We start from the raw sequence: 23,706 nt of genomic DNA, 5'->3' as shown, positions 1-23,706 counted from the left end.
CTCGTTGGCTATTCACCTATGGCATTACTTTTAATGCCATCGTTAACAGGCGCAACAAAAAATTGTGCTGCTATAAGATCCTTCACTGCAGTTGATTGCGCAAAAGTTATAAAATTCTTAAGCAATCCAACGGGTTCAGTACTGACCACCAGATTGAGCTGACGCGACAAGGGATAATCACCCTTGGCCACCGACTCAACCGTGGCGGCATGACCAGCCATAGGCAGTAATTTTATAGGCGTACCTAAGGCTTGCTCATACTCGGCTGTACCTATGGATACATAGCCAATGGCACCGGGGTTACCGGCGACGGTTTTAATACCCTGTTGATTTTCACCTATCACTACCTGCGCCTTAATTTGGCTGTTTTTCAGAGTGAAATATTGCAGGAACAGCTCCAATGTTGAGCGACCCTCCGCCTTGTTGACCACAGTGATAGCCAGGTCGGCAGCACCCAATTGCTGCCAATTATTTATTTTCCCTGTGTATATATCAATTATCTGCGCGTCGCTGAGCGCACTCACGACATTGCTCTTATGCAGGATGATACCGATACCATCCATGGCAATCAGAAAGGATGTGAGATCTTGTTCAGTGGGTTTTAATGCCCGCGATACCATGCCTATGCCGGCCAAGCCCATACGGGTGTCATTAATACCTCGCGAAGATCCGCCCATTTGCACATCGATACGCACACCGGGATGTTGTGATTCGTAGCGTTTGGCGATCTCCATTGCCAGTGGCGCAACCGTGCTAGACCCGGTTAGTGTCAGATGTTTATTATCGGCTAGTGCCACACCGAGATTTAGCATTACGCTCAATAGCAAAAGTGTGCTTATCACTGTTTTTATCATGACAACTCTCTCATTACGTTGGCGACGGTTGCACGGTTATTACAGATGTTAGTCGATAGCTTAGCGACTAAGGTTTCTACCCGTGTTTTGATGTTATTAAAACAGCGCGTAAAGGCTGCACGCTCTGCTTCCACATTATTCGATGAGCCTGCTGGGTCTGGAAAACTCCAGTGCACGTACTCATACTGGCCAGCAAAGGTGGGGCAGGGTTCTGCGGCAGCGTGGTCGCAAACGGTTAGCAGCAGATCAAACTCCGGCGCATTGCGGTCGGTAAATTCTTGCCAACTCTTGCTGCGAACAATCATATTTTCAGGCAGCGCTAATTGCCCTATCTGTGCCAGTGCCATGGGGTGAACTTTTCCGGTCGGGTTACTGCCTGCGCTATAGGCCTGAAACAAGTCGGCAGCCAAACTGTTAAATATTGATTCGGCCATAATGGAGCGCGCAGAGTTGCCCGTGCATAGCACCAAGATCCGCAACGGTAGTTCTGCCGCGCTTTTTAGTTGCGAAATTTTTGGTTGCGAACGTTGGCCTTCAGCTAGCAGCATGGATTACTCTCTGTGGTTGTGGTTGTGGTTGTGGTTGCGGCATCAAAAGGCATAGTCGAACCGCAGCCTTCGAACAAACCGAAATGCTGGCTGAAGTCGCCGATAAAACTGAAGTGCTCGGCAAAGCGTGTATCCTTCAACATACGCCAGGTATTGCCACAAACTGGAAATACCTTGCCTGTTGCAATGTTGTGGTGTTTATCCAACACGAAACTGTGTGGGCTGTTGGGTATCGTGCCTTGGTAAATAACCGCTTGGCCATAATCCTCGCAAGCGCTCTCTAGCCCATCAATTTTGAATAGGCGATAGCTGGCTGAGAAAAAACGCAGGTTACCGGTTTGCTGAGCCAATTGACTATCGGTCACAAGCAGAGGCTGGTCCTCCACTAGGCGAGCATCGCTGAAGCCTGCAGCATCGGATAGGCGCAGAAAATCATTCCAGTACAAAGCCCCGCCTAAGCATTCTCCGTACAATACCGAATCCTCGCGTACGGCATCCGGCACCCGGCGATCGCAATAGACATCGGAAAAATAAAATTCACCACCGGGTTTCAGCAAGCGATGTATACCTTTGAGAACGGCGGCTTTGTCCGGCGAGAGGTTGACCACACAGTTGGACACGATGACATCAAAAGAACCGGGCTGCAGATCCAGCTCGTCTAGTTTTTCGATATAGCCTTTGATAAAACGTACGTTGTCATAACCCAAGGACTGGGCATGCCAATCTTGATGCGCGCAAGCCACAGCCAGTTGTTCGTCGGTCATGTCGACGCCTACCACTTCACCTTCGGGGCCTACCAGTTGCGCCAAAGCATACACATCGCGGCCCGAACCGCAGCCCAAATCCAACACTCGACAGCCTGATAGCAGTGGCGGGCAAACCAAACCACAACCATAATAACGCGACAATACCTCGGGGTGAATTCGTGCTAGTAAGGGCTTAAGCCACTCCGGCATATTGCTAACGTCGCAGCAGGCGGTGGTTTTCAGGTCGGCAGAGCTTTGCAGCTGCTTACCATAATAGTCTTGAACGACGTCGTACATGATGACTGACTCCAAATGAGATACTTTTATGTATAGGGCTAGCCTATTGAATCGCTATGATAATTACGTATAGCTATTAGTCGCGGCGTAACCATCGTTTCTTACAATAAATATTGCGAGCTAGGTAAAACAGCTAATAGGGTTATTGAAAATTATTTTTTAGTAACAATAATTTAAAAATCGGGATAGGGTAGTGCGGCCCCGATTAGGGGCCTATCTTGATAATAAGTTACTGGTTTGAGGTTTTTATAGCTCAGCGTATTAACGTTTTACCTTGGCTGGGATAACGCACAAGGTATCCCAATCTCTTAACCAATACAGGGTTAAGCAGGCGGCCAACATAGGCCAGGCCGCAAAAAACAGTAGATTATCAAAGGGAACCAGATACATTTTGTAGGCTGAAAAGGTTGATACAGCGTGAATTAACAGCACGGCACCGTAAGTCCAGCGGCGCCAAAGGCCGGCAACAAACGCCAGCACCAGCAGCAGTTCGATAGCGCCGATTAGATAAGAAGTATTTTGACTCAACCAGTCGATGCCATAGAAACCAGAAAAAACTTTACTGCTGTGGGCCGGATTAAAAAATTTGTCTAGCGTCCACATTAACATCACCACAAAGACGCCTAGCCGTAGCATTAGTAATGAGCGGGACAAAGGTATTTTCAGGGAATCTGTAGTCGTGGTGTTTGAATTCATTGGGTGTTCTCCTAGGTAAAGTAATTTATGTGTCAGCGTCACTACCGATGGTGCTGAAACGGGGCAGCCAACTTTTAGGTAAGTGCCGTAAGTCTTGGGGTTCATCAATGTCATGCAAAGGCGTAAATGATTTGAGCGTCCAGTTCTCCGCCAGTATTCGCTGCCGGGTAAGCCGGGCTACCGTAGCGGTACTCCAAGGCATGTCAGCAAATACCGAAGCTAGGTGACGATTCAATCCTAGTAACCCATAGCCACCATCGCTGACCGGCACCATGCAGGCATCGTAGTGATTAAGTGCTGTCGCCGCCGCACACAGTTGTTCAGCGCTTAGGCTGGGGCAATCGCTACCGATTAGTAAAATGGATTCGCCATTAGCGGTCACTCGTTGAGACGCTTTCGCTAAACGTTCACCTAAATCCCCTTCGCCCTGTTCGGACCAAGCCAGTGCAGCGGGTAGCGCTAATTCCTTCCAGACCGGATGTAGAGTCGTCGGGGAGACACAAAGTTCCGTCGGCCCGATATTAGCCTCTATGGCTTGCGCAACGGTATGGCTAAGCAATTTTCTGGCTAGTTGTGCTGAGCCCTCTAAACCCAGCGCTGGTATTAATCGCGTTTTTGCCATACCAGCTAAAGGTGCCTTGGCAAATATAACAATACGCACTGTCATTACACGTATTCCTTCGCCAGCTGTTCGGCCGAAACACCACGCCAATATGCCCAGCGTAATCGCCACATCAACAGCACGGTGTGCCACACACCATAGGTTAGCCAGCGGCGTCCCGAGGTAGTGACCTTGGTGTATAAGCATGCCGGGTGGTTATGTTTTTGTAGCTGCTTGGATAATTCAATATCTTCCATTAAGGGCTGTTCATTAAAGCCACCCACCTCTACAAACAGGTCTCTTGTCACAAAAATAGCTTGATCTCCGGTAGCAATACCTGTGAACCGTGAGCGTATATTCATAAAAAAGGCAATCACCGTAAACATCAGTGCATCGCCTCTGATACGAACATCAAAACGGCCCCAACGATAAGTCTTTAGGGTGTTAAAAATCTGTTCGATGCCATTGTCAGGTAGTCGTGTGTCGGCGTGTAGAAATAACAAAACGTCGCCTTTGGCCTGTGCTGCACCTGCATTCATTTGTGATGCACGACCCCGTGCTGAGCGTATCACCTTAAAGCCAATAGCCTCAGCCACATCCGCAGAACCATCATCGCTACCACCATCAACCAGTAAAACTTCACAACCACATCGCTGCCAATGCTGTAAATGGGTCATCAGCTCAGGTAGCAGTTCGATTTCGTTGAGAATAGGCACGATGATGGATAGCGCCTGAAACCGCAGCTGCACTTGTTTTTTATCATTTTCCATTAAGGCGCCAGTCATAATCTATAAAGTCTATATTGGCATCCGCTGTTTTTAGTTTTTCCGCTATCGATGTTGAGATACCGATTTTATCAGCATGAAGCTGTAAAAAATCTTCTAACCGGAAAAACCCTCGCCAGCCTTTCTCAAAATCTGCGCGATACCATTTGAAAATAGAGGATAGCTTTATGGTTTTATCGTCAACATAATTGCGCTTTCTATCACTAAGAAACAGCGCGGTTTGCTGGTCTAATTGCTGATCAAGTTTATCGCCGTCATAGGCTTCTGCTCGCAAAGCCGGGCATCCTATGCTGGCACAGTTCACTGCAAAGTGGATACGAGGGTCGTTATAACGGCCATCGCCACGAATCAAGTTATGCTCTATATCATCAAGTGAGCGCGTCTTACCCAACAAAGAAACGAATTCTTTGCTCCACGGCGAGTTAAACCAGCTGCCTAACTCTTTGATCGATTGTATATCCGGCCACGCAGTCAGAATTAACGCAACGGTTGCTGCATTGTAAGCGTTGATCAAAAACGCTAATTGCTGTTGTTTCGACCACTGCTCGAACTGCTGCTCTGAGATAGTAGCAAGCGACTGTAAATACCCATTAAGGTTTTGCCTATCCCGCATCATAGCTTGATAGTCGACAGTGGTTGATTTTCCGCCATCCTGGGATTGAACATGTTGTTTGAGTAAGCTATCCCACACATCATGATTGATGTTTTGAGACATATCATTGGTAGCAAAAGCGGTTTGGCTTAAACTAATGATTAATGTTGAAAATAAAAGCAACCACGGTATTGTTAACACTTTCATTTATATCTCCGATGAATTCAATAATTGTTCAAAACTTATAACTGGCGACAAATTCTCCATAGGTAAAATCACGATCTGCTAAACCGGTTTTTAATTCACTGGATTGATGCCTAACGAGTAAGCGTGGCAAAAAGCATTAGCTATTGCCGGAACTTGCTGGCGCTTTGGTAGTTTCCGCTGGTTTCCCTCTACGCCAGTCATGATACTTGCCTAGCCACAGTAAAACTTTTTGCGGCGTATGGGCGCGCTTCCATTCCCCTGCAGCATATTTATTGGCTTCCGCCCAAGTGGGGTAGGCGTGAATCGTGCCGAGAATTTTGTTGAGACCCAAGCCGTGTTTCATCGCTAAGATAAATTCAGCCATCAAATCGCCACCATGCTCACCGACAATAGTCACCCCGAGGATTTTATCCTTACCCGGTACGGTGAGTACTTTCACGAACCCGTAAGCGGCACCATCGGTAATCGCGCGATCGAGGTCGTCTAGTCCGTAGCGCGTTACCTCAACGGCAATGCCTTTTTCCTTGGCTTCCTGTTCGTTAATGCCCACCCGCGCCACTTCTGGATCGATAAAGGTGGTCCATGGAATAACACGGTAATCTACCTTGAATTTTTTGAATTGGCCGAATAGAGCATTCACAGCGGCATACCAAGCCTGATGTGCCGCAGTATGAGTAAATTGATACGGCCCAGTGACATCACCAGCGGCTAGAATATTCGGATACAGCGTCTCTTGATAATCATTAGTCACGATGGTGCGATTGGTTTCTATGCCCAACTCCTCTAGGCCGTAACCTTCTAGCCTTGCTACCCGGCCCACTGCGCAGAGCAGGGCATCGAATGGGATAACTTTTTCCACACCTTCGTGTTCCACCACCAGAAACTTGCCTTCGTTGTTCTGTTCGCAACGTAAGGCCTTGTGATTAGTCAGCACGCTGACGCCATCAGCTTCCAATGAGGCTTGCGCTAGAACGGTAACATCTTCGTCTTCGCGCATCATGATGCGTGGCGCCATCTCTACCTGAACAACTTCGGAGCCTAAGCGGGCAAAACTTTGTGCTAGCTCGCAACCAATAGGGCCGCCACCCAGCACCACTAGTCGTTTTGGCGCTTGCTCCAGTTTAGCAAATTCATCCCACAGCGTATCACTGGTGACATAACCTACTTCTTCAATACCGGGTAGCGGTGGCACAAATGGCTGTGCGCCGGTAGCTAACACAATGGAACGAGCGGTGAGGTGCTGAACACTGCCATCGCGATGTTTGATTTCCACGGTCCAAGGATCGATTAATTTGGCATAAGCTTGAATGACTTCCACGCCTAGCTCTTGGTAACGCTCGACACTATCGTGCGGCTCTACCTTGGCGATCACTTCGTGAACGCGTTGCATTATTTTGCGAAAGGTAAATTTGGGATTGGCATCCTCTAAACCGTAATGGCTTGCATTGCGCATTTGCTGCGCTAGCTTTGCGCTTTTAATTAGCGCCTTGCTGGGCACACAACCATAGTTAAGACAGTCTCCGCCCATTTTATGGGCTTCTATAAGCGTCACTTTTGCTTTAACCACAGCGGCAATATAGGCCGTAACCAAGCCACCCGCGCCGGCACCAATCACAATTAAGTTGCGGTCAAAATGTTTAGGTTTTTGATACTTCGCATAAACCCTACGCGCCTTAATTACCCCTAATATTTTTTTGGCAATTAGCGGAAACAAGCCTAACAAGGCAAATGACAGTAGCAATGATGGCGATAAAATACCCGACAAACTATCCAGTTGTGCTAATTGTGTACCTGCGTTTACGAAAACAAGTGTTCCAGCTAACATGCCAAGCTGGCTAACCCAATAAAACGTAGCCGCGCGGATGGGGGTCAGCCCCAGCAACAAGTTGATTAAGAAAAAGGGGAATATAGGCACCAGTCGCAATGTAAATAGATAGAATGCGCCGTCTTTTGCAACGCCTTCGTTAATGGGTTTCAGGCGATCACCAAAACGTTTTTGCACTGTGTCGCTTAATAAGTACCGCGAGACTAAGAAGGCTAGCGTGGCGCCAATTGAGCTGGCGAAGGACACAATAACTGTACCCCACATCAGGCCAAACAAGGCGCCAGCAGCCAGTGTCATAATGGCGGCACCCGGAAGCGATAGGGCAGTGACCACAACGTATAGCAATAGAAAGGCGCCGCCGACCAGTAAGGGACGTGCAACACGCCAAGATTCAAATTGTGTTAGCCCGCTTTTTAAACCGTCTAATGTGAGTAAGCTGTCAAGGCCAAAGTAAAAAAAGGCAGCAACCATCGCAGCTATCACCGCTAGTAATATTATCTTCTTCATTAAAGTTCCCAAGTCATTAAGTTTGTTGGTGGATAGGAATCACACTTTTCTATTTGCTTGCTACAGGTTGCCGCCGCAGCTGCTGCCTTGGCCGGCAGTACAGCCGAAACAATGCTCCGCCACACAAATAGATGCGCCTTCTAAATCATAATCAAGCACATCACGTAAATGTTGACGCTTGCCGCCACCCAAAGACAGTTCCAACTGTTGATTGAAATCGCAGTCATATAAATAACCTTGCCAATCTACGCTTAACAGCGATCGACACATGACTTGATCAAGATTTTCTTCGACAAAATTGTCTTTTAATAATTTTATATAGTCGTGAAATTTTCCCTTAGAAATCAAAGTGGATCCAAAACGTTTAATAGGCATATTGGCCAATGCATACAGATTATTGAATTCAATACCAAAATGCTTATGCAGCTCTCGCTTGAACTCGCTCTCCAGATTCTGTTGGTTGGGGGGCAGTGTTGCCCCCTGAGGGTTATAAACAAGGTTAAGACGCAATTTACTGTCTGCGCCGCCATACCCTAGGGCATTAAGCTTCTGCAGTGCGGCAATGCTTTTATCAAAAACGCCTTCGCCGCGCTGCGCGTCCACATTAGCCAGTGAATAGCAGGGTAGTGATGCAACAACTTCCACTTGGTTTTCCGCTAGGAATTCAGCTAGACCGTCTTGCCCAGGTTCAAACAAAATAGTGAGATTGCAACGGTCGATGACATGCACCCCAGCAGCACGGGCTGCGGCTACCAAATAGCGAAATTCCTCGTTTAATTCTGGTGCGCCGCCAGTCAAATCCAGTGTTTTTATGCCGCGCGCCTTAATGACGGGGAGTAGCAAATCTATGGTTTCCCTATCCATCATCTCTGTGCGATGAGGCCCGGCATTGACATGACAGTGCAGGCAGCGCTGATTGCATTTGTAACCCAAATTGACTTGTAAAGTCTCTAGGCTTTGACGTTGGATAGCGGGGAAATCAGTCACTTCCAAAAGGGGTAAGGTTGCGTGCATCGGGCACTCCAATGTTTAGGAAAAAAGTCAGTGTTTGCAGATTGGTCGTAATTTACCAAGCATTTCTTACGTTATATTAAAAATATATTTCTGTTAGCTGGTATTTCGCACAAAGCGTGTAATAAACATACATCTCTCGGGGCGAAAAAGGTGATAAACAGTAGCAAACTACCATGCTGGTATTAGTTGTTGATAGAGTTGTAACGTGGCGGGTAGTTCCACTAGCAGCTAAAATAAGCGTCCCTCACCAATAAGTGGGAACAACCGCTATGGGTTATGAAATGGTAGCTGTATTTTCTAAGATGGCTAACGAAGCGACAATAATGACCAGCCTCACTTGCAGATGCTAAAAACAAGCGAGCAAGCCACGCCTTAGCGTAATTGAAAACCCAGTTAACAAACAAAGTTATATCGATTGGCTATATAGGATTTAGGTCGTTAGCGGGCTTGAAAAATCGTTTAACCCAATAATGGTTACGTTAAAAGCTCAGAGCGCCCATAGATGCACTTTTTTTACTATTCATCCCATCGCTATCTATAAATCTGAATGGAGTTCTCCTGGGCCGGTATTGAACTCGGCAAATTGATCTACAGGGATAAATGAATTTTTTGATGACCCGGCCATGGATTGAATAAAGTTTTCGGGATACTTGTTGGTTAGTAGACTCCCCGCTTGGGGGTAGTCATAAATGTGGTCGTATCGCTGTATTTTGGTTTCGATAATGCGGCGATATATATACGACCGGTTAAGCTCGGAGGGGTTATTTAACCCAGCAGATGCAACGATTTCCATCGTCGCCTTAACAGTTTCATTATGAAAGCGTGTAACCCGTAAACTTTTATCACTAACAACCAAGCCTTTTGCTAGCTCGGGGTCTTGCGTGGCAATGCCGACAGGGCATTTATTGTTATTGCATGTAAGGGATTGTACGCAACCTGCCGCTATCATCATTCCGCGAGCGCTATTACAAAGATCTGCTCCTAACGATAATAATTTAACGATATGAAAACCGGTAAACACCTTCGCACTGGCGATAACATTTATATCTTTTTTAAGATCAAAGCCTATAAGTGCATCACAGACAAAGCTTAGACTTCACGTAATGGCATACCCACAGAGTTTGAATATTCCAATGGCGCCGCACCTGTGCCACCTTCACTACCATCAACAGTAATGAAGTCCGCGTAAATTCTTGTAGCGTGCATGGCTTTACATATACTTATGAATTCGCTTTTACGTCCAATACATAATTTAAACCCTATGGGTTTACCACCGGACAAATCACGTAATGTTTGGATAAATTCAACCATCTCTAGCGGCGTACTAAACGTGCTATGCGACGGTGGCGAAACGACGGTAGTGTAGGGCTCAACACCACGTATACATGCATTCCTCCATGCCCGGCTTTGCACCTTGAGAAAGCTTTATCTCTATCATTTTTATTTTTTAACGATTTGCCATGGCCCTGAATTTATCACCATCAAATTCGCCTGAGCATCGCGGCAACAAAAATAGGCTGTACCTATTAAATCCAAGATGGGAAATGTCCGGTGGGAAAACCATAGCCCATCTCCACTCAAGAAAAACCCGAACTTTTCGCGATGAAGTGGGTATTTTTGATAGGTAAATGCCTCTCCATATTAGAAATTCGATAAAACCAGAGAAGCGAATGCCGTATATTTCAGCAACAGCTTTGTTGTGCCCGATAGATGCTAACATTCCTGCCGGGTGGTACTGGAAGTTTTGGGGGCTTTTACCCAATATTGTTGCAACAATATTTTTCGCTAGCATTTTTTCTTGACGATCTGAAAACTGGGCAGTGGGAGGGCACAGTATGTTGTCGTAGTAATTTAAAATCAATGAACAATCGCCCAGCGCCCAAGCGCTGTTGTGGCCAGCGATAGACATGTCACCTTGGGTGGTTATTTTTCCGCGCGCTAAAGGTAACTCTTGTGTTTGATGAAGATGATGTGTGATCGTACCGATTGTGCAAATAATAGTGGCTCCGTCTATAATCTCACCGTTTTGTAATATCATTCGTTCTTGCTATATTCTTTCGGCTCTAGTATTAAAGTGGACTTCTATATTACTTTTTTTGAATATCTTCTCTGTCTTCTTACCTAGTTGATCAGAAATTTCTGGTAGCAACCTATCAGTCCCATGCAAAATTAAAACCCTGCAGTTTTCTGGCTCTACATTTTTATAGTACTTACAGGCTTCATTGAGTAGGTCACGAAGCTCGCCGGCGGCTTCGATGCCGCTAAACCCTCCGCCAATAACAATAAATTTGCTTAGTTGTTTTCGCCGTCTTTATCCGTGTCAGCTACATCCTCATTGCTGCTGGTTCCTTGGGCTCCCTTAACATATTCACGGGTAAGTTCGCGTAACGAGCCCATTTGTTGGCCAAAATTGCGGCAGCCATAACACATCATGGTGTGGACCTTGAGTGCGGCACGCTCTTTTAACGACAACTGACGCTCCTGGGCATCAGAAAGGAGACGTGTGACTTGTTGGCAATTCATCATGATCTTTCACCTTCACTAAACCAGTGGTTCTCCAAACATTCACGCAAGCGCAACCGCGCGCGGTATAGCATGACATGCAGATTACTGGTGGTAATACTAAGATTTTCGCAAATTTCAGTGCTGTCTAGTTCAATAAACTCGCGCATCATAAATAAGCGTGACTGATTTTCTGGTAAGCCACTCAGGCAGGTTTCGAATACGCGCCAAAAATGTTCGCTCTTAACCGATTCCATAGGCTGGGACCAAGCAGCGGGGCGTTCATCCACTTGCCAAAAACCTTTGCTATTAAATAGCTCATCAAGGTTTTCCCCATCTTCATTGTCGCGCAACAAGCGACTGGCTTCGACGGTCCGTTGCCGCTTGCGTAGCACATCGGCTATTTTATTTTTGAGAATAGCGAACACCCACGTTTTCATTGCTGAGCGCCGGTTAAAAGAACCCGCATTTTTCAATGCACCAATCAACGCTTCTTGCACAGCATCCTCGGCCAATGCCTCATCGCTTAGTTGCAGGGTGGCAAATTTCAGCATCAGAACGCGTAGCTCTTTGAGGTAAACGGGATCCGTCAACTTTATATTATTGGAATCCTCGGTTTCGGTGACCGGGGGTTGCTCAGATTTCATTAATATTCCTTTCGGTTTCGTTTTTTGCTGCGCTATAGGACGCAACACAATAAGGCACCATGAAATTTAATAATACCTGCCCCCAAGCAATCTCTAGGCCGCTGAGAAACTGACCACCCTGGTTGATGGCGTTCAATAATGTGCCCACTACCAGCGACACCCGCAAAGCATTAATTACGATACGACGCTGCACCAGCGTACTGGCAAAACCTTTCATGATACAGCGCCATCTGCAGCATGGCGGCTACTTTGTTTAAGCAACGCCGATAAGGGCAGGGCGGCCACAAGTTCGCGAACCGTGTGGGTAATCAATGCCGTGTCGGCTTGCGGTTCCAGATCCGCAGCACTGCCTGTTTTTCCTGTTGGTATAGCCTGTAATTGATGCTCTGCACTGGCGGCCAATTCAAACTCGCCACTGCAGTTGCGGCAATATATATGTTCGCCAGCGACTTGTTCGCGCCGAATAGCGAGGGTTGGGCCACACATGGGGCAGCTGCGCAACGGAATGCCGTCGTCGCTGTGGGCGATGATGGCTTGTAAATCTCCCCGCTGCCCCAGCTGCACAAAGGCGGCAACCAATTCAGAGTCGAATTGGCTACCCGCCCCTGACTCTAGGGTAGACAAGGCCTTTTGTTGCGACATACCCGCGCGGTAAGGGCGGTGGCTAGTCATGGCATCGAAGGCATCGCAGATGCCGACAATGCGCGCGTCTATAGGTATTTGCTCCCGCTTCAAACCATTAGGGTAGCCTGTGCCGTCGGGCTGTTCGTGATGTTTTCCTACCGCCTCGGCCACCAGTGTTGCCAGCGGGTGCCCGGCCAACATTCGCAATCCAATATCCGGGTGAGTTTTAATCATGGCATACTCTTCATCTGTCAGCCGATCAGGCTTGCGCAGTATGGCATCGGGCACACCAATTTTTCCTAAATCATGCAAAAAGCCTCCTAGGCTTATTCTGGCAACGTCAGCTTCAGAGCATTTCACCGCGCTAGCCAAGAGATAGGCATAGCGAGATACGCGCCATAGATGGCCACCGGTATAGGGATCTCTTGCCTCGACGAACCAAGCCATCGCCAATAGGCTTTCCATAAGCCCCTGCGGATACAAAGACGTATCCTCATTGTTAAACCAACGCTGCCAGAAACGCATGGCGTTTATCCTCAATTATTGTCTGTAATTATCATCTGCTAACAAAATGCCGAGTGAAAACCCGGCATGACTCATCAGTAACTGTATTATTCACCATGCTCAGCGCTTGGCAAATAGGTTCTTAATACCTTAGTCGTACTTACCTTGCTTTTCCTTACAGTGGTTAGTAATAAAAAGGATCAATGGTCATTAGACTGCATTAGCGTCTCGGGTATGTGGCAGTGAGCTGCCATGTCGGATCATCAACATATGGGTGTTATATAGAGATAATTAGATTTTGAAAGAAGTGAGAAAGTAGGCGTCGCGTGTATATCCACACTTATAGTAGGTATATATCCGTTTATCTGCTACTTTAACTTCAACTCGATTAAACGGCAGATACGTTAAAAGAAAGCCGATATCGTTGTAACAGGTCTTTCTAACTTTTCTCATATACATGTGATGTGAAAATTTACTGAGTCGTTGGCAGGCACTACGGACTTTTTTACTTGGCGGGAATGGCATCATGGAAAGTTACAGACAGACATTTAGTATCAAACGACTTTGGATTATTTTGATAGTCGGTATGGTGTTTATGTTTAGCATATTATTGTTACTGGGCGCGCAGATATACCAGCAAGCCCCGCCAATTCCAGAATCGGTAAAATCAGCCTCAGGCGACGTGCTATATACCCGTGACGATATTGAAACCGGACAAAATGTTTGGCAATCCATAGGCGGGATGGAGCAGGGGTCAATTTGGGGGCACGGCAGCTATCTTGCGCCTGATTGGACTGCTGATTGGCTACATCGTGAAGCGGAAACACTTCTCGCCTTGTTAATAGAAAAACCCTTAGCAGGCTTGTCCACGACGCAAGAATTAGCACTACAAAAATCGGCCTTGCAAGATGAGATGCGTAGCAACAAGTACGACGCATCAACCGGTACGATTACCGTGAGTGATTTACGCGCTCAGGCCATTAAGCAAGTCGCGACACATTTTATTGCGCTTTACCAAGGTAGTGACCCACAATCACTGGCGCTGCGCCGTGATTACGCGTTTCCAGTACATGGGTTATTGAATCATACCGAAGCGCAACAACTCGCAGCCTTTTATTTTTGGACGGCGTGGGGCGCTACCACCAACCGACCCGGTCAGGACATTACTTACACTAGCAATTGGCCACATGAGCCACTGGTTGGCAATAAACCTACAACTGAAGTGTTAATGTGGAGCATTGCATCGGTTATTTTGTTGCTAGCTGCGGCTGGCGCACTGATTGCCTATTACGCTAAACAGTTTGATGTCTGGCGAAAAGAAATTGAGCCAGAAGACGGTTTTGCTAAAGCGGACATACTGGACAGCGCTGTTATCACACCATCGATGCGATCGACGGCAAAATATTTCTGGGTTGTCTGCGCTATGTTTCTGGGCCAGGTTTTACTCGGGATTGTAACTGCCCATTATGCGGTTGAGGGCCAAGGGCTCTATGGCTTGCCGTTCGCGGAATATCTTCCCTATACGGTAACGCGAACCTGGCATACCCAACTTGCAGTGCTTTGGATTGCAACAGCATGGCTGGCAACAGGCCTTTACGTCGCACCGATGCTTGGCGGTAAAGATCCCAAATTTCAGCGCTTCGGTGTTAACTTCCTCTTTATCAGCTTGCTGATTATCGTTATCGGTTCGTTCGCCGGACAATGGGCAGCGGTTCACCGTTTCTTTGAAGACCTGACAATGAACTTTTGGTTTGGCCATCAGGGTTATGAATATGTTGACCTGGGCCGTTTCTGGCAGATTTATCTAACGGTTGGATTGTTTCTCTGGGTCGGACTTGTTGTACGGGGATTATGGCCGGTATTGCAGCAAAAGGGCGGCAAGTCGCTGATCTATCTCGTCTTGGTGTCGGCCATTGCCATTGGTCTACTTTATGCTGCTGGCTTAATGTGGGGGCAGCACACGCATATATCGATCATGGAATATTGGCGCTGGTGGGTGGTGCATCTGTGGGTAGAGGGCATCTTCGAAGTTTTCGCCACGGCCATCATCTCTCTGCTGTTTGTACGCATGGGTATATTAAGAACATCAACCGCCACCGTGATGGTGTTATTTGCGACGATCATCTTCTTGTTCGGAGGCGTGCTGGGAACATTTCATCACCTCTATTTCAGTGGCACGCCAACCTCGGTGATTGCCGTGGGCGCGATGATTTCCGCGCTGGAAGTGGTTCCTCTACTGGTGGTTGGCTTTGAAGCTTACACCCGGCACAAAATCGAACATGAAGCCGAGTGGGAGCGTAATTACCACTGGCCATTTATGTTCTTTGCCGCTGTCTTATTCTGGAACTTAGTGGGTGCTGGTCTATTCGGATTTATGATCAATCCACCCATTGCCCTATATTATATGCAGGGCTTGAATACCACCGCCAGCCATGGCCATGCAGCGCTGTTCGGCGTGTACGGAATGTTGGGCTTAGGCTTAACCTTGTACTGTATGCGCGGCCTTACCAACGTTGAATTTTGGAATGAGAAACTGCTCAAAATATCTTTCTGGTCGCTGAATATTGGCCTTGCCATGATGACGTTCTTATCGTTGCTACCCATAGGTATTTTGCAGACATATATCAGCATTGAGTATGGTTATTCATTCGCTAGGTCAGCAGAATTTATGCAGAGCCCAACCGTACAGGCCTTGGTTTGGGCAAGGGTTCCAGGTGATGTAGTCTTTAGTGTTGGCGTGTTTGCTTTTGTCTGGTTTGTGTTAAAGGCGTTTTTACAGCGCAAATAGAGCCTGACTACGAGTGCGAAGATGGCGGCAATGGCTGCCGCCAATATTCGCTTCTTGCTCTTAGTATTAGAATTATCACTACATGCTGTCGAATTTTAGGGGAGAGCCCGCAGACAAAAGGCAACAGGGTATTCGTACAAAAACCATATTTAACATAATATACATTATGCGAAGTTTAAGGTGAAGCAGTAGGGCCGCTGGACGCACGCACAAAGTGTTCAATTTTCTAATAAAGGATGATTGACGATCTTCGGGTGAATCCTCTTACATGACTACCCTTCAGCTGGCAGCTGGCGGTTCGCTAACGTCATAACTGGAGGGACCAAGACAATTCCCACGCGCGTTACTAGGACGATTGGTGAGCGGGTTCCAGCCCGTCGCCATAGATGCTTCCGGCTGATATTCCATCACTTGATCTGCGTGTTGAACTGAAGCCAAAACATCGGAAACCGGTAGAATGAGTTCCGAAATAGAAAAGTGAGCTAAAAAATAGTTTGAACTAAATCCTTGAGAAAATATACATAAGTTATCCCCACCGATCCTAATAGATAGAGCAATTTGAAGCTATCTATGGGTAAATAAGGCCAAGCACGCGTTCCTACGACAGCACAGCAAAAAACACCTTTTTGATGTTATCTAGGAGAATCGTCACCCTAAAAAACACGGCAATCATGCAGATCAGTTTCAAGCTGGGACTTCGCGCGTAAGAGTTCTCATTACTACATGATTTTAAAATACTGGAAGTCATGAGCCTACCAGCAGACTACACCAAAGGCGCTGATGCCATGAAACGCTCTAAAAGCCACTATAAGATAAAAACCATTAGTTTTGATACTGTGAGTTTTAAGAAGGTCGTTAATCAAATCGAATTATTAGCCAAATCAAGTGCTGAAGTTAATCCTAAAAATTTTTATCCACTGGTTAAAAAACATAGTGGCAAGTCGCGTGATTTACCTTTGGTAGAAATTGCTTTGCGTGAATCATTGGCTCAAGATAAGGGCTGAGAAAGGAGGGAAGTTAACGCCCTCCCCCCCTCTTTTCATAATCCAAAAAGGCGGAACCTATTCACCTAATACGCATCAGGAATATATGACTTTGATGTTAAGAGATTGGGCCTGTATTGAAAAAGCCAGTTTCCACAGCGGTCGTCGCTCATTGATAACTAATGAAATCCATAAACAAAATAAATCAGTGAAGGTAGCACAAAAAATAGCTGGTCATGTTAACCCTTCTACAATGATAATTTATTAAGAGCCACCTGAAGAGGCTTTGGAGGACGCTCTTAAAACCTATCATAGAGCCTTGTTGTCCAAGAATTGATCCTCAAGAAGTTATTTTTCTATCTAGCGCATAATTATCTACTATCGATGGCTAGAGTCATAAACTAAAAGTTGTCGTTTAGATTTAAATTGACCCTAAGAAACCTCTGATAGTCCAATCAAGATTTACTGCTGACAGTCTCAAAACGCCAGATAATAGAAATAAAATAGTGAGGCCAGCTTATTGCCGTGAACTAGTTCATAGGGTGATTAAATCTCGCCTGTCTGGCGAAGCTTGGAAATAAATTCCTCTATACTTTTCCCAATATCTAACAGATGCGTATCATCGCCTTCTGGGCCATCGATAGCTATTGCAATAGGTAGCCCATTTGAGGCGAGTGTTAAAGGGATACTGAGGCTGGGTAGGTCTGCATTGCTAGATGGCTCAGTGTTGCGAATATAGGTTTGGAAGGTGTTTACAAGCTTTCCATTTAAACTAACCGTTTCGAGGCTGTCTTTGATCGGGCGTGCTGAAAGGGGGGTCGTTGGAAATAATATGACGTCTACTTCGTGTTGCTGAAAATAATTTTTATAGCTTGTCCTTAATGCTTCTCTGTGGGTGTGCAGGGCCTCTAAGTACATCTCCTTAGTGACTGCGCCATCAATAGCTAAAGACAGGATAGATTTCACATCAGGGCTTACAACTTCGTTGTATAGATCGTGAATGGTTTTATCGGGTGTATGCTGTTTTAGGTAGGCGGTTAGCAACTGATATGTTTCATAAATAACTATCGGGAAGCCTATGTTTTCATTGAGCTCGGCCATATTGCCGATGTTCGCTTCCACAAGAGTAACCCCAGCCTGCGCTAGCTTTGAGAGAAGCTTGTTAGTCGCTTTGGCTACATCGGGCTCTAAATCTTGATAAAAGTACTCCCTGGGAATACCAATCTTTACGTCGGATAGATTTATAACTTTACCTTTGGCTGTTGTTTGGCTCAAAACACGATCTAATAATATAATATCAGAGACTGAATGAGCCATTGGCCCAACAGTGTCTCGTGTATTTGAAATACTCGTGAGTCCTTCGCTTGGGTATCGACCGGTTGTAGGTCTAAAGCCAACTATTCCATTAAGGGCTGCAGGTATCCGGCTGCTACCCCCAGTGTCTGTTCCAAGCCCTGCGATAGCCATTCCTACCGCCACTGCAGTGGCGGTACCGCCACTACTACCGCCAGCAAAATATTGAGCGTTATACGCGTTTGCGACTGCGCCAAATACATAGTTATTACTAGTAATTCCGTAAGCCAATTCATGCATATTCGTTTTACCAATAATAATGGCCCCTGCTACTTTAAGGCGGCGAATCACCTCGGCGTCCTCTTCCGGGTAGAATTCTTTTAGCCCAAGAGTGCCTGCGGTATTTGGCATGCCCTTTACGTGAATGTTGTCTTTAACAGCAATAGGCATACCTCTTAACGTCATATTGTTACCGACTGATGGGTTACTGTCATAATAAATGGATTGCTCAATCGCATTTTCTCTGTTAAGGGTAATAAAGGCATTGAGGTTAGTATTTTTATCAGCTTCATGTAGCGCTTGCTCAACGAGGATTTGGCTACTTAGGTTTTTGCTTTTTATTAAATTTAGGGCCTGGGAAATTGTCAATGCATCAGTACTTGGTATTGATGTTTGGCTATTTGCGGAACATGAGATAGCAAGTAGCGCCAATTGTAGGTGGTGTGAAATAGTTTTGGCGGGCATTTTGAGGCTCCTGTAATGAAAAATAGTGTTGTTTGGAGTTATGATTGTCCTTTTTTTAAAAGATCCTATTCTTTATATCCGATCTATAATATTTGATCTTGTTGTGATCAGCCTTTTTGAATAAGCAGAATTTGTTCAGGTCAAACCATGCGAGCGATTCAAATCCTAATCATTCAACGTTATGACCAAATACCTCCATTCACATAGCGCTATCGCATCAAAGCTAAAATACTGGTAAGTAGCTTTATATCAATTGTCTACACCTAGTGGTTAACCGCAGCTGACACGTCTGTAGCTAGTTCTGCCGCTATTAGCTGCTTATCAAATGCCGATCTATCGAGCTTGGCACCGTCACTTCGATCCATCAGAGACACCAACCAGATAGTTATAAACGCTGCGGACATAGTAAATAACGCGGGGTAGTCATAGGGGAATAGCGCCCTATCAGCACCAATAATATCAACCCAGACTTTAGGCCCAGCAATAATTAACCCTATAGAGCTTACAAAACCGACTAAACCACCTATTACCGCCCCTCGCGTTGATAACCGGCGCCAATACATAGCCAATATTAAAATAGGGAAGTTAACACTAGCTGATATCACCATGGGCATAACAGCAATAAACGCTACGTTTTGATTCTGAAATAAAATACCCAGAAGCACAGCAATGGCACAAAGTACACAGGCTGTAATTCTTGATATTAATAATTCATTCCGCGGGCTTGGTTCACCCTTACACAGTATTTCTGCATATAAATCATGCGCAACCGCCGCAGAGCCTGCAACAGTCAAGCCCGCAACAACGGCTAAAATAGTAGCAAAGGCTACAGCAGACATAAACCCCATCAGTAGGTTACCGCCTACCGCATGAGATAAATGTATAGCGGCCATATTACTTCCACCTATCAGTTTTCCATTCTCAAAGTAGTCCATGTTAGTCGATACAAAAATAATCGATGAAAAACCAATTAATATCGTTATTAGATAAAAGTAACCCATGAAACCTGACGAATAAAAAACAGACTTTTTGGCTGCCTCCATATCAGAAACGGTAAATAATCGCATTAATATGTGTGGCAACCCAAGGACGCCAAACATCATCGAAACGGCAATAGTAATAGCCTGGATAGGGTCGGAAAATAAACTTCCCGGTTGTAATATAAGATCACCACGAGTATGAACAGCTGCCGCTTTATAAAATAGCGCATTTATATCAAAGTCCAAGTTAATTAGTATTAAAACACTCATCACGGTAACACCAAACAGCAGCAATAATGCCTTCACGATTTGAACCCATGTCGTTGCCAGCATCCCTCCTACCGTGACATAAACAACAACCAACAATCCAACAATTGAAACCGCCAGTTCATAAGGCAAGCCAAACAGCAATTCAATCAACTTCCCTGCGCCCACCATTTGAGCAATCAAATAAAAGATGATAACGGATATAGACCCTAGTGTTGCCACGAGACGAATAGGTTTTTTTTGTAAGCGATAGGAAACCACATCGGTAAACGTAAACTTACCAAGGTTTCTTACCCGCTCCGACATCAAAAACAACATTATTGGCCAACCCGATAACGCACCTATAGCTAAAATTAGGCCATCAAAACCGGCTGTATAAATTAAACCGCTAATACCCAAAAAAGAAGCCGCCGACATGAAATCACCAGCAATAGCCGTACCATTTTGCGCTGCACTAATATTACCACCCGCCGTATAAAATTGGCTGCTTGACGTCGTATGTTTTGACGCCCAGAAACTAATTCCCAATGTAATGGCAACAAAAGCGATAAATATACTAATTGCCACAATATCTAATGGCCGACGTTCGACATCAATATCCATGCCGCTAGAAAAACCAATAATCGGTACAAAAACCAATATCAACAGAATTATAAAACGCACATTATTCATTGTTAAATTTCTCAGAAGCCACTTTTTTCTGCAATGGATCAAACACTTTTTCACCAATTTTTATATATATAAACTCGAGCAACAACATTGCCACTATAATAATAATGGCATAAAAAATACCGCGGGGAATACTTGAATTATCACTCAAAGAAGACCCAAACCATTGATTATAAAAAGCGATACCACCAACAAAAAAAGCATGCAGGGCAAATACCATCAATGACAAACCAAACCTTACTGCGTTTCTGTATTTAACTAATTTTTTAAAATCAGGCGAAGACAATATCCTCTGAGCATTCTTATTTATATGGGTCATTACTAGCACTCTATTGATCAAAAATATGCATTAACACTAATTATTAAACAAAACACAACAGCAGCACTATCGCTGCAAAGGAATCCTAACAGGTAACGTTAAAACAGTAGCGTTTTATTATTTTATCGATTATATGTTAATAATTTTACCGACGAGGCCCTTTTTTTTATTTCCTCTTTTGAGAAATACACTGTTTTATATCGGTATTGAGAAAATAGTTCTAACTGATTAGAATAATTTTCTGACCTTTCGCCTCCAGGCTTGACAAAACCACTTTGGCCAGGAGGAATAACATCATAAGCAGTAAAAGAGCCTTCCTTTACAATTAAAACGTTATTTTCACTACCTCGGTTCATATATGAAGGGACTTTAACCTTATTATTACCAGACTGTTCTGCCGTGAGTGCCTGCGGCACACCTCTAAAGTTATAGGGCTTCCACTGCATTGGCTGAGCGGGTAGCCGCCATGTCGTAAGGTCATCACCTTGCTCCAGGCGTAGTTTGATCAGCGCTGAAACGAGACTTTTTTGCAACACATCACTTGGATCACTATCATTAAAAAAATTAAAATCAATAGTTTTGTTTTCAGCAAGCCGATCAAGGTTACGTATAATTATTTTAACGCCAGGTCCCGTCCCCATTGAAGCGCCTAAAGCGCCACTGGGGTTGTTAACGGCTGCGTATAAATAAAAGTACTCATCGCCGATATCATCCTTGAAAACCGCTACCAGTAACTCGTTTAACCAAGCATCGATAATCGCAGGCGCTGCGGGAAAGTATCCCTGTTTATCAACCTCCCAACGCTGATCCCAAACCTTGAGCAACGCCAAGCCCTGCGCGGTCAGTTGATCAATGCTTACCTCATCGGTGAAGGCTTTAAATAGATAGGGAAACAAGAAAGGTGCCGACACGTCGATATAGCTAATATGTTTATTTATATCCCAAATTTCACTGACGGTGAAGGTATCTTTTGAAGCGATTTTATCAAATATAAAATGGGAGCGATCAGCACGCGACCACGTATACGTCCAAAGGTCCGAACTTATCCAATCACTACTCGGGCGATTATTCCAGTTGGCAATACTCGTTTGGCTACCATTTTCGACTGTGGGATTTTCGCTGTAAGAGCGCCAGCCCTGCCAATCCCACTCACCGGTGCCTAACGTTGGCAAACGCGGGTCTTGGCCTGACTTGCGGATGGGGTATCGCCCGCCATGGGTATAGCCAAGCTGCCCCTGTAGATCCATGGTATAAAAATTAATATTGGTTGCTACCGATGCAATACTTTCTCGTGCTGCATCCAGTGTTTTATCCTTCGATAAGTTAATCCACCCCATAAGCGATGCAAGCTCAGCCCCTTCCCAAGCTCGTGCCCGAACATAGGCAACCCGCTGTTTTTTATCAAGCTGCTGCACCATGCCGTGTACTGAGCGCCTAGCGATAACCGTAACCGGGTCAGCGTTTTTAACATTGATGATTTCATTCCACGATTCGAACTCTTGCATTTGTCCTTTATGTAAATAGAAATTATCTTTTTCTTGATGCATAACTTCAACAAACACGTCAACTTGATCGCTCAGCCCTGCCGTACTTCCCCAACCAATGTGCCCGTTATGAGCAAATAATAGCGTTGGTAATGCCAGCAAGGTATTGCCCACTACGTTAAAATCGCCACCATGTAAGCCAATACCATAAACATACGATGGCAGACTAAATCCAAACTGTGGCCCATTAACGAATACACTGGCAGCATCACTAACTCGCCCTTTCCCCACACTCCAAAAGTTACTGGCCGGGGTAAATTCTGGGCTAAAGCTGTGACCCTCCTCACTAATACGCTGGTTAAAATACGCAGCTACGGTCAGTGAATCGGTAGTCCCTAAAAACTGCCCCTCATTATTAATAGCGACTCGTCGAGTTGGACGTGGTACACCTATATCATTAAGGTACGTAGGAAAAGGCATGACTTTATCTGGCTTGGCCGATTCATAATCACTGTTAACAGTAGTCGGCGAAGCGCCATCCAATAACCATTTGCTGGCATTAAATATTTGCCACGCTTTTTTTTCACCGTGTCGTTTCGCCAAGTTATGGTACAAAGAAAGATTGTCTAATTCGGAATTAAAGTCCGAATAGCGATGAGCAATTGATCCTACAAACACCATAGCAACATCGTAAGCCGTCCAGTACACGGGCTTAAAATCATAATGAACAAATTCTGCGGGTAGCAACTCTTGCGTCTGACGCAAGACTTCGGTAACTCGATAATTAAAACCATCAGCATAGGCTTGCAGTACCTCTAAATCTTTTTCTGCTAAGGTATTTAATTGCTGGTTAATCGCCCGATGATCATAGGACGTACGGATATGTGTATCCAGTTTCAAATACTTTTCACCAATAACTTCAGATACCTTGCCTTCGGCCGTCCGTCTTAGCATTTCCATTTGAAATAAACGATCAGTCGCTACCGCATAACCATAGCCATAATAGACTCCGTAGTTATCGTCCGCGAAAACATGTGGCGTTCCGTAGTCATCACGATAAATAGTCGCCGAATTATTACTCGCCGTGCTTAGCACAGAGCCCTGATCAGATGAACTATTGCAAGCCGAAAATAAACCGGCAACAAAGAACAGCACTACAATTTTTGCTAAACTAGGCATATTCATATCTTCCTATTACTAGCTAACCAATATTATTCTGAATTTTTTCTG

The 23,706-nt window shown here is 45.4% G+C and carries 22 protein-coding genes and 1 pseudogene; 2 read left to right on the top strand and 21 right to left on the bottom strand.

Translation table 11 applies throughout. The features are described 5' to 3' along the window. Positions 1–8 precede the first annotated feature (8 nt). The 17 genes and pseudogenes from B067_RS20225 to B067_RS20210 all read right to left on the bottom strand — a co-directional run bounded on the left by B067_RS20225 (position 9) and on the right by B067_RS20210 (position 12,970). Positions 9–812, bottom strand: a complete 804-nt coding sequence (locus B067_RS20225) for a phosphate ABC transporter substrate-binding protein (protein ID WP_205619965.1) — start codon at positions 810–812, stop codon at positions 9–11. A gap of 38 nt (positions 813–850) precedes the next feature. Beyond that, a complete protein-coding gene (locus tag B067_RS0110535) occupies positions 851–1,402 on the bottom strand; it encodes an arsenate reductase ArsC (protein ID WP_019530049.1) in 552 nt (183 codons plus the stop codon). Continuing rightward, entirely contained in the window at positions 1,393–2,445 is a 1,053-nt protein-coding gene (locus tag B067_RS0110530) for a methyltransferase domain-containing protein (RefSeq protein WP_019530048.1), read from the bottom strand. The genes B067_RS0110535 and B067_RS0110530 overlap by 10 nt, the downstream gene beginning before the upstream one ends. A 261-nt stretch (positions 2,446–2,706) precedes the next feature. Further along, entirely contained in the window at positions 2,707–3,141 is a 435-nt protein-coding gene (locus tag B067_RS0110525) for a MauE/DoxX family redox-associated membrane protein (RefSeq protein ID WP_035801970.1), read from the bottom strand. 25 nt (positions 3,142–3,166) lie between these two features. Beyond that, entirely contained in the window at positions 3,167–3,808 is a 642-nt protein-coding gene (locus B067_RS0110520; protein WP_019530046.1) for a TIGR04282 family arsenosugar biosynthesis glycosyltransferase, read from the bottom strand. Beyond that, the gene (locus tag B067_RS0110515) at positions 3,808–4,512 is read right to left on the bottom strand and encodes a TIGR04283 family arsenosugar biosynthesis glycosyltransferase (RefSeq protein WP_205619964.1); all 705 of its coding nucleotides are present in this window, start codon (positions 4,510–4,512) and stop codon (positions 3,808–3,810) included. The genes B067_RS0110520 and B067_RS0110515 overlap by 1 nt, the downstream gene beginning before the upstream one ends. Continuing rightward, entirely contained in the window at positions 4,502–5,326 is an 825-nt protein-coding gene (locus tag B067_RS0110510; RefSeq protein ID WP_019530044.1) for a DUF547 domain-containing protein, read from the bottom strand. Before B067_RS0110510 ends, B067_RS0110515 begins: the two co-directional genes overlap by 11 nt. A 136-nt stretch (positions 5,327–5,462) precedes the next feature. Next, positions 5,463–7,658: an FAD-dependent oxidoreductase gene (locus B067_RS0110505; RefSeq protein WP_019530043.1), complete on the bottom strand. Its 2,196-nt coding sequence runs from the start codon at positions 7,656–7,658 to the stop codon at positions 5,463–5,465. A gap of 60 nt (positions 7,659–7,718) precedes the next feature. Next, entirely contained in the window at positions 7,719–8,672 is a 954-nt protein-coding gene (gene arsS / locus B067_RS0110500) for an arsenosugar biosynthesis radical SAM (seleno)protein ArsS (protein ID WP_019530042.1), read from the bottom strand. 535 nt (positions 8,673–9,207) lie between these two features. Then, positions 9,208–9,744, bottom strand: a pseudogene (locus B067_RS22250) (glutamate synthase-related protein); the annotation flags it as partial. 17 nt (positions 9,745–9,761) lie between these two features. After that, positions 9,762–10,085, bottom strand: a complete 324-nt coding sequence (locus tag B067_RS22245) for a glutamate synthase-related protein (protein WP_205619963.1) — start codon at positions 10,083–10,085, stop codon at positions 9,762–9,764. A gap of 34 nt (positions 10,086–10,119) precedes the next feature. Further along, positions 10,120–10,710: an NAD(P)/FAD-dependent oxidoreductase gene (locus tag B067_RS21840; RefSeq protein ID WP_019530040.1), complete on the bottom strand. Its 591-nt coding sequence runs from the start codon at positions 10,708–10,710 to the stop codon at positions 10,120–10,122. A 9-nt stretch (positions 10,711–10,719) separates the two neighbouring features. Next, entirely contained in the window at positions 10,720–10,950 is a 231-nt protein-coding gene (locus B067_RS22345) for an FAD-dependent oxidoreductase (protein WP_420806531.1), read from the bottom strand. Between the two features lie 14 nt (positions 10,951–10,964). Continuing rightward, positions 10,965–11,195 (bottom strand): zf-HC2 domain-containing protein, encoded by a 231-nt coding sequence (locus tag B067_RS20215; RefSeq protein ID WP_019530039.1) that lies wholly within the window; start codon positions 11,193–11,195, stop codon positions 10,965–10,967. After that, positions 11,195–11,821, bottom strand: coding sequence for an RNA polymerase factor sigma-70 (locus tag B067_RS0110470; protein ID WP_019530038.1), 627 nt, complete (start codon positions 11,819–11,821; stop codon positions 11,195–11,197). The genes B067_RS20215 and B067_RS0110470 overlap by 1 nt, the downstream gene beginning before the upstream one ends. Next, on the bottom strand, positions 11,811–12,038 hold the full coding sequence (nrtS, locus tag B067_RS0110465; RefSeq protein WP_019530037.1) for a nitrate/nitrite transporter NrtS: 228 nt from the start codon (positions 12,036–12,038) through the stop codon (positions 11,811–11,813). The genes B067_RS0110470 and nrtS overlap by 11 nt, the downstream gene beginning before the upstream one ends. Next, on the bottom strand, positions 12,035–12,970 hold the full coding sequence (locus B067_RS20210; RefSeq protein WP_156820812.1) for an HD-GYP domain-containing protein: 936 nt from the start codon (positions 12,968–12,970) through the stop codon (positions 12,035–12,037). Before B067_RS20210 ends, nrtS begins: the two co-directional genes overlap by 4 nt. 505 nt (positions 12,971–13,475) lie before the next feature. On the opposite strand from B067_RS20210, the gene B067_RS0110455 reads away from it, so the two are divergent. Together B067_RS0110455 and B067_RS22145 are read left to right on the top strand one after the other, a co-directional pair. Beyond that, entirely contained in the window at positions 13,476–15,737 is a 2,262-nt protein-coding gene (locus B067_RS0110455) for a nitric-oxide reductase large subunit (RefSeq protein ID WP_019530035.1), read from the top strand. A 785-nt stretch (positions 15,738–16,522) separates the two neighbouring features. Next, the gene (locus B067_RS22145; protein WP_240472849.1) at positions 16,523–16,741 is read left to right on the top strand and encodes a hypothetical protein; all 219 of its coding nucleotides are present in this window, start codon (positions 16,523–16,525) and stop codon (positions 16,739–16,741) included. Positions 16,742–17,266: 525 nt separating this feature from the next. On the opposite strand, the gene iaaH is transcribed toward B067_RS22145, so the two are convergent. From iaaH to B067_RS20195, 4 genes are all read right to left on the bottom strand, one after another. Next, positions 17,267–18,757, bottom strand: a complete 1,491-nt coding sequence (gene iaaH, locus B067_RS0110445; RefSeq protein ID WP_019530033.1) for an indoleacetamide hydrolase — start codon at positions 18,755–18,757, stop codon at positions 17,267–17,269. Positions 18,758–19,020: 263 nt separating this feature from the next. Then, a complete protein-coding gene (actP, locus tag B067_RS0110440) occupies positions 19,021–20,676 on the bottom strand; it encodes a cation/acetate symporter ActP (protein ID WP_019530032.1) in 1,656 nt (551 codons plus the stop codon). Beyond that, entirely contained in the window at positions 20,669–20,992 is a 324-nt protein-coding gene (locus tag B067_RS21270; protein ID WP_083921404.1) for a DUF485 domain-containing protein, read from the bottom strand. The genes actP and B067_RS21270 overlap by 8 nt, the downstream gene beginning before the upstream one ends. Before the next feature lie 122 nt (positions 20,993–21,114). After that, positions 21,115–23,655 carry a penicillin acylase family protein gene (locus B067_RS20195; protein ID WP_169335567.1) on the bottom strand — a complete coding sequence of 847 codons (2,541 nt, stop codon included), beginning with the start codon at positions 23,653–23,655 and terminating at the stop codon, positions 21,115–21,117. Positions 23,656–23,706 lie beyond the last annotated feature (51 nt).

The organism is Dasania marina DSM 21967 (genome assembly GCF_000373485.1).
Taxonomy (GTDB): Bacteria; Pseudomonadota; Gammaproteobacteria; order Pseudomonadales; family Dasaniaceae; genus Dasania; species Dasania marina.
This window is presented reverse-complemented; position numbering and strand designations above follow the sequence as displayed.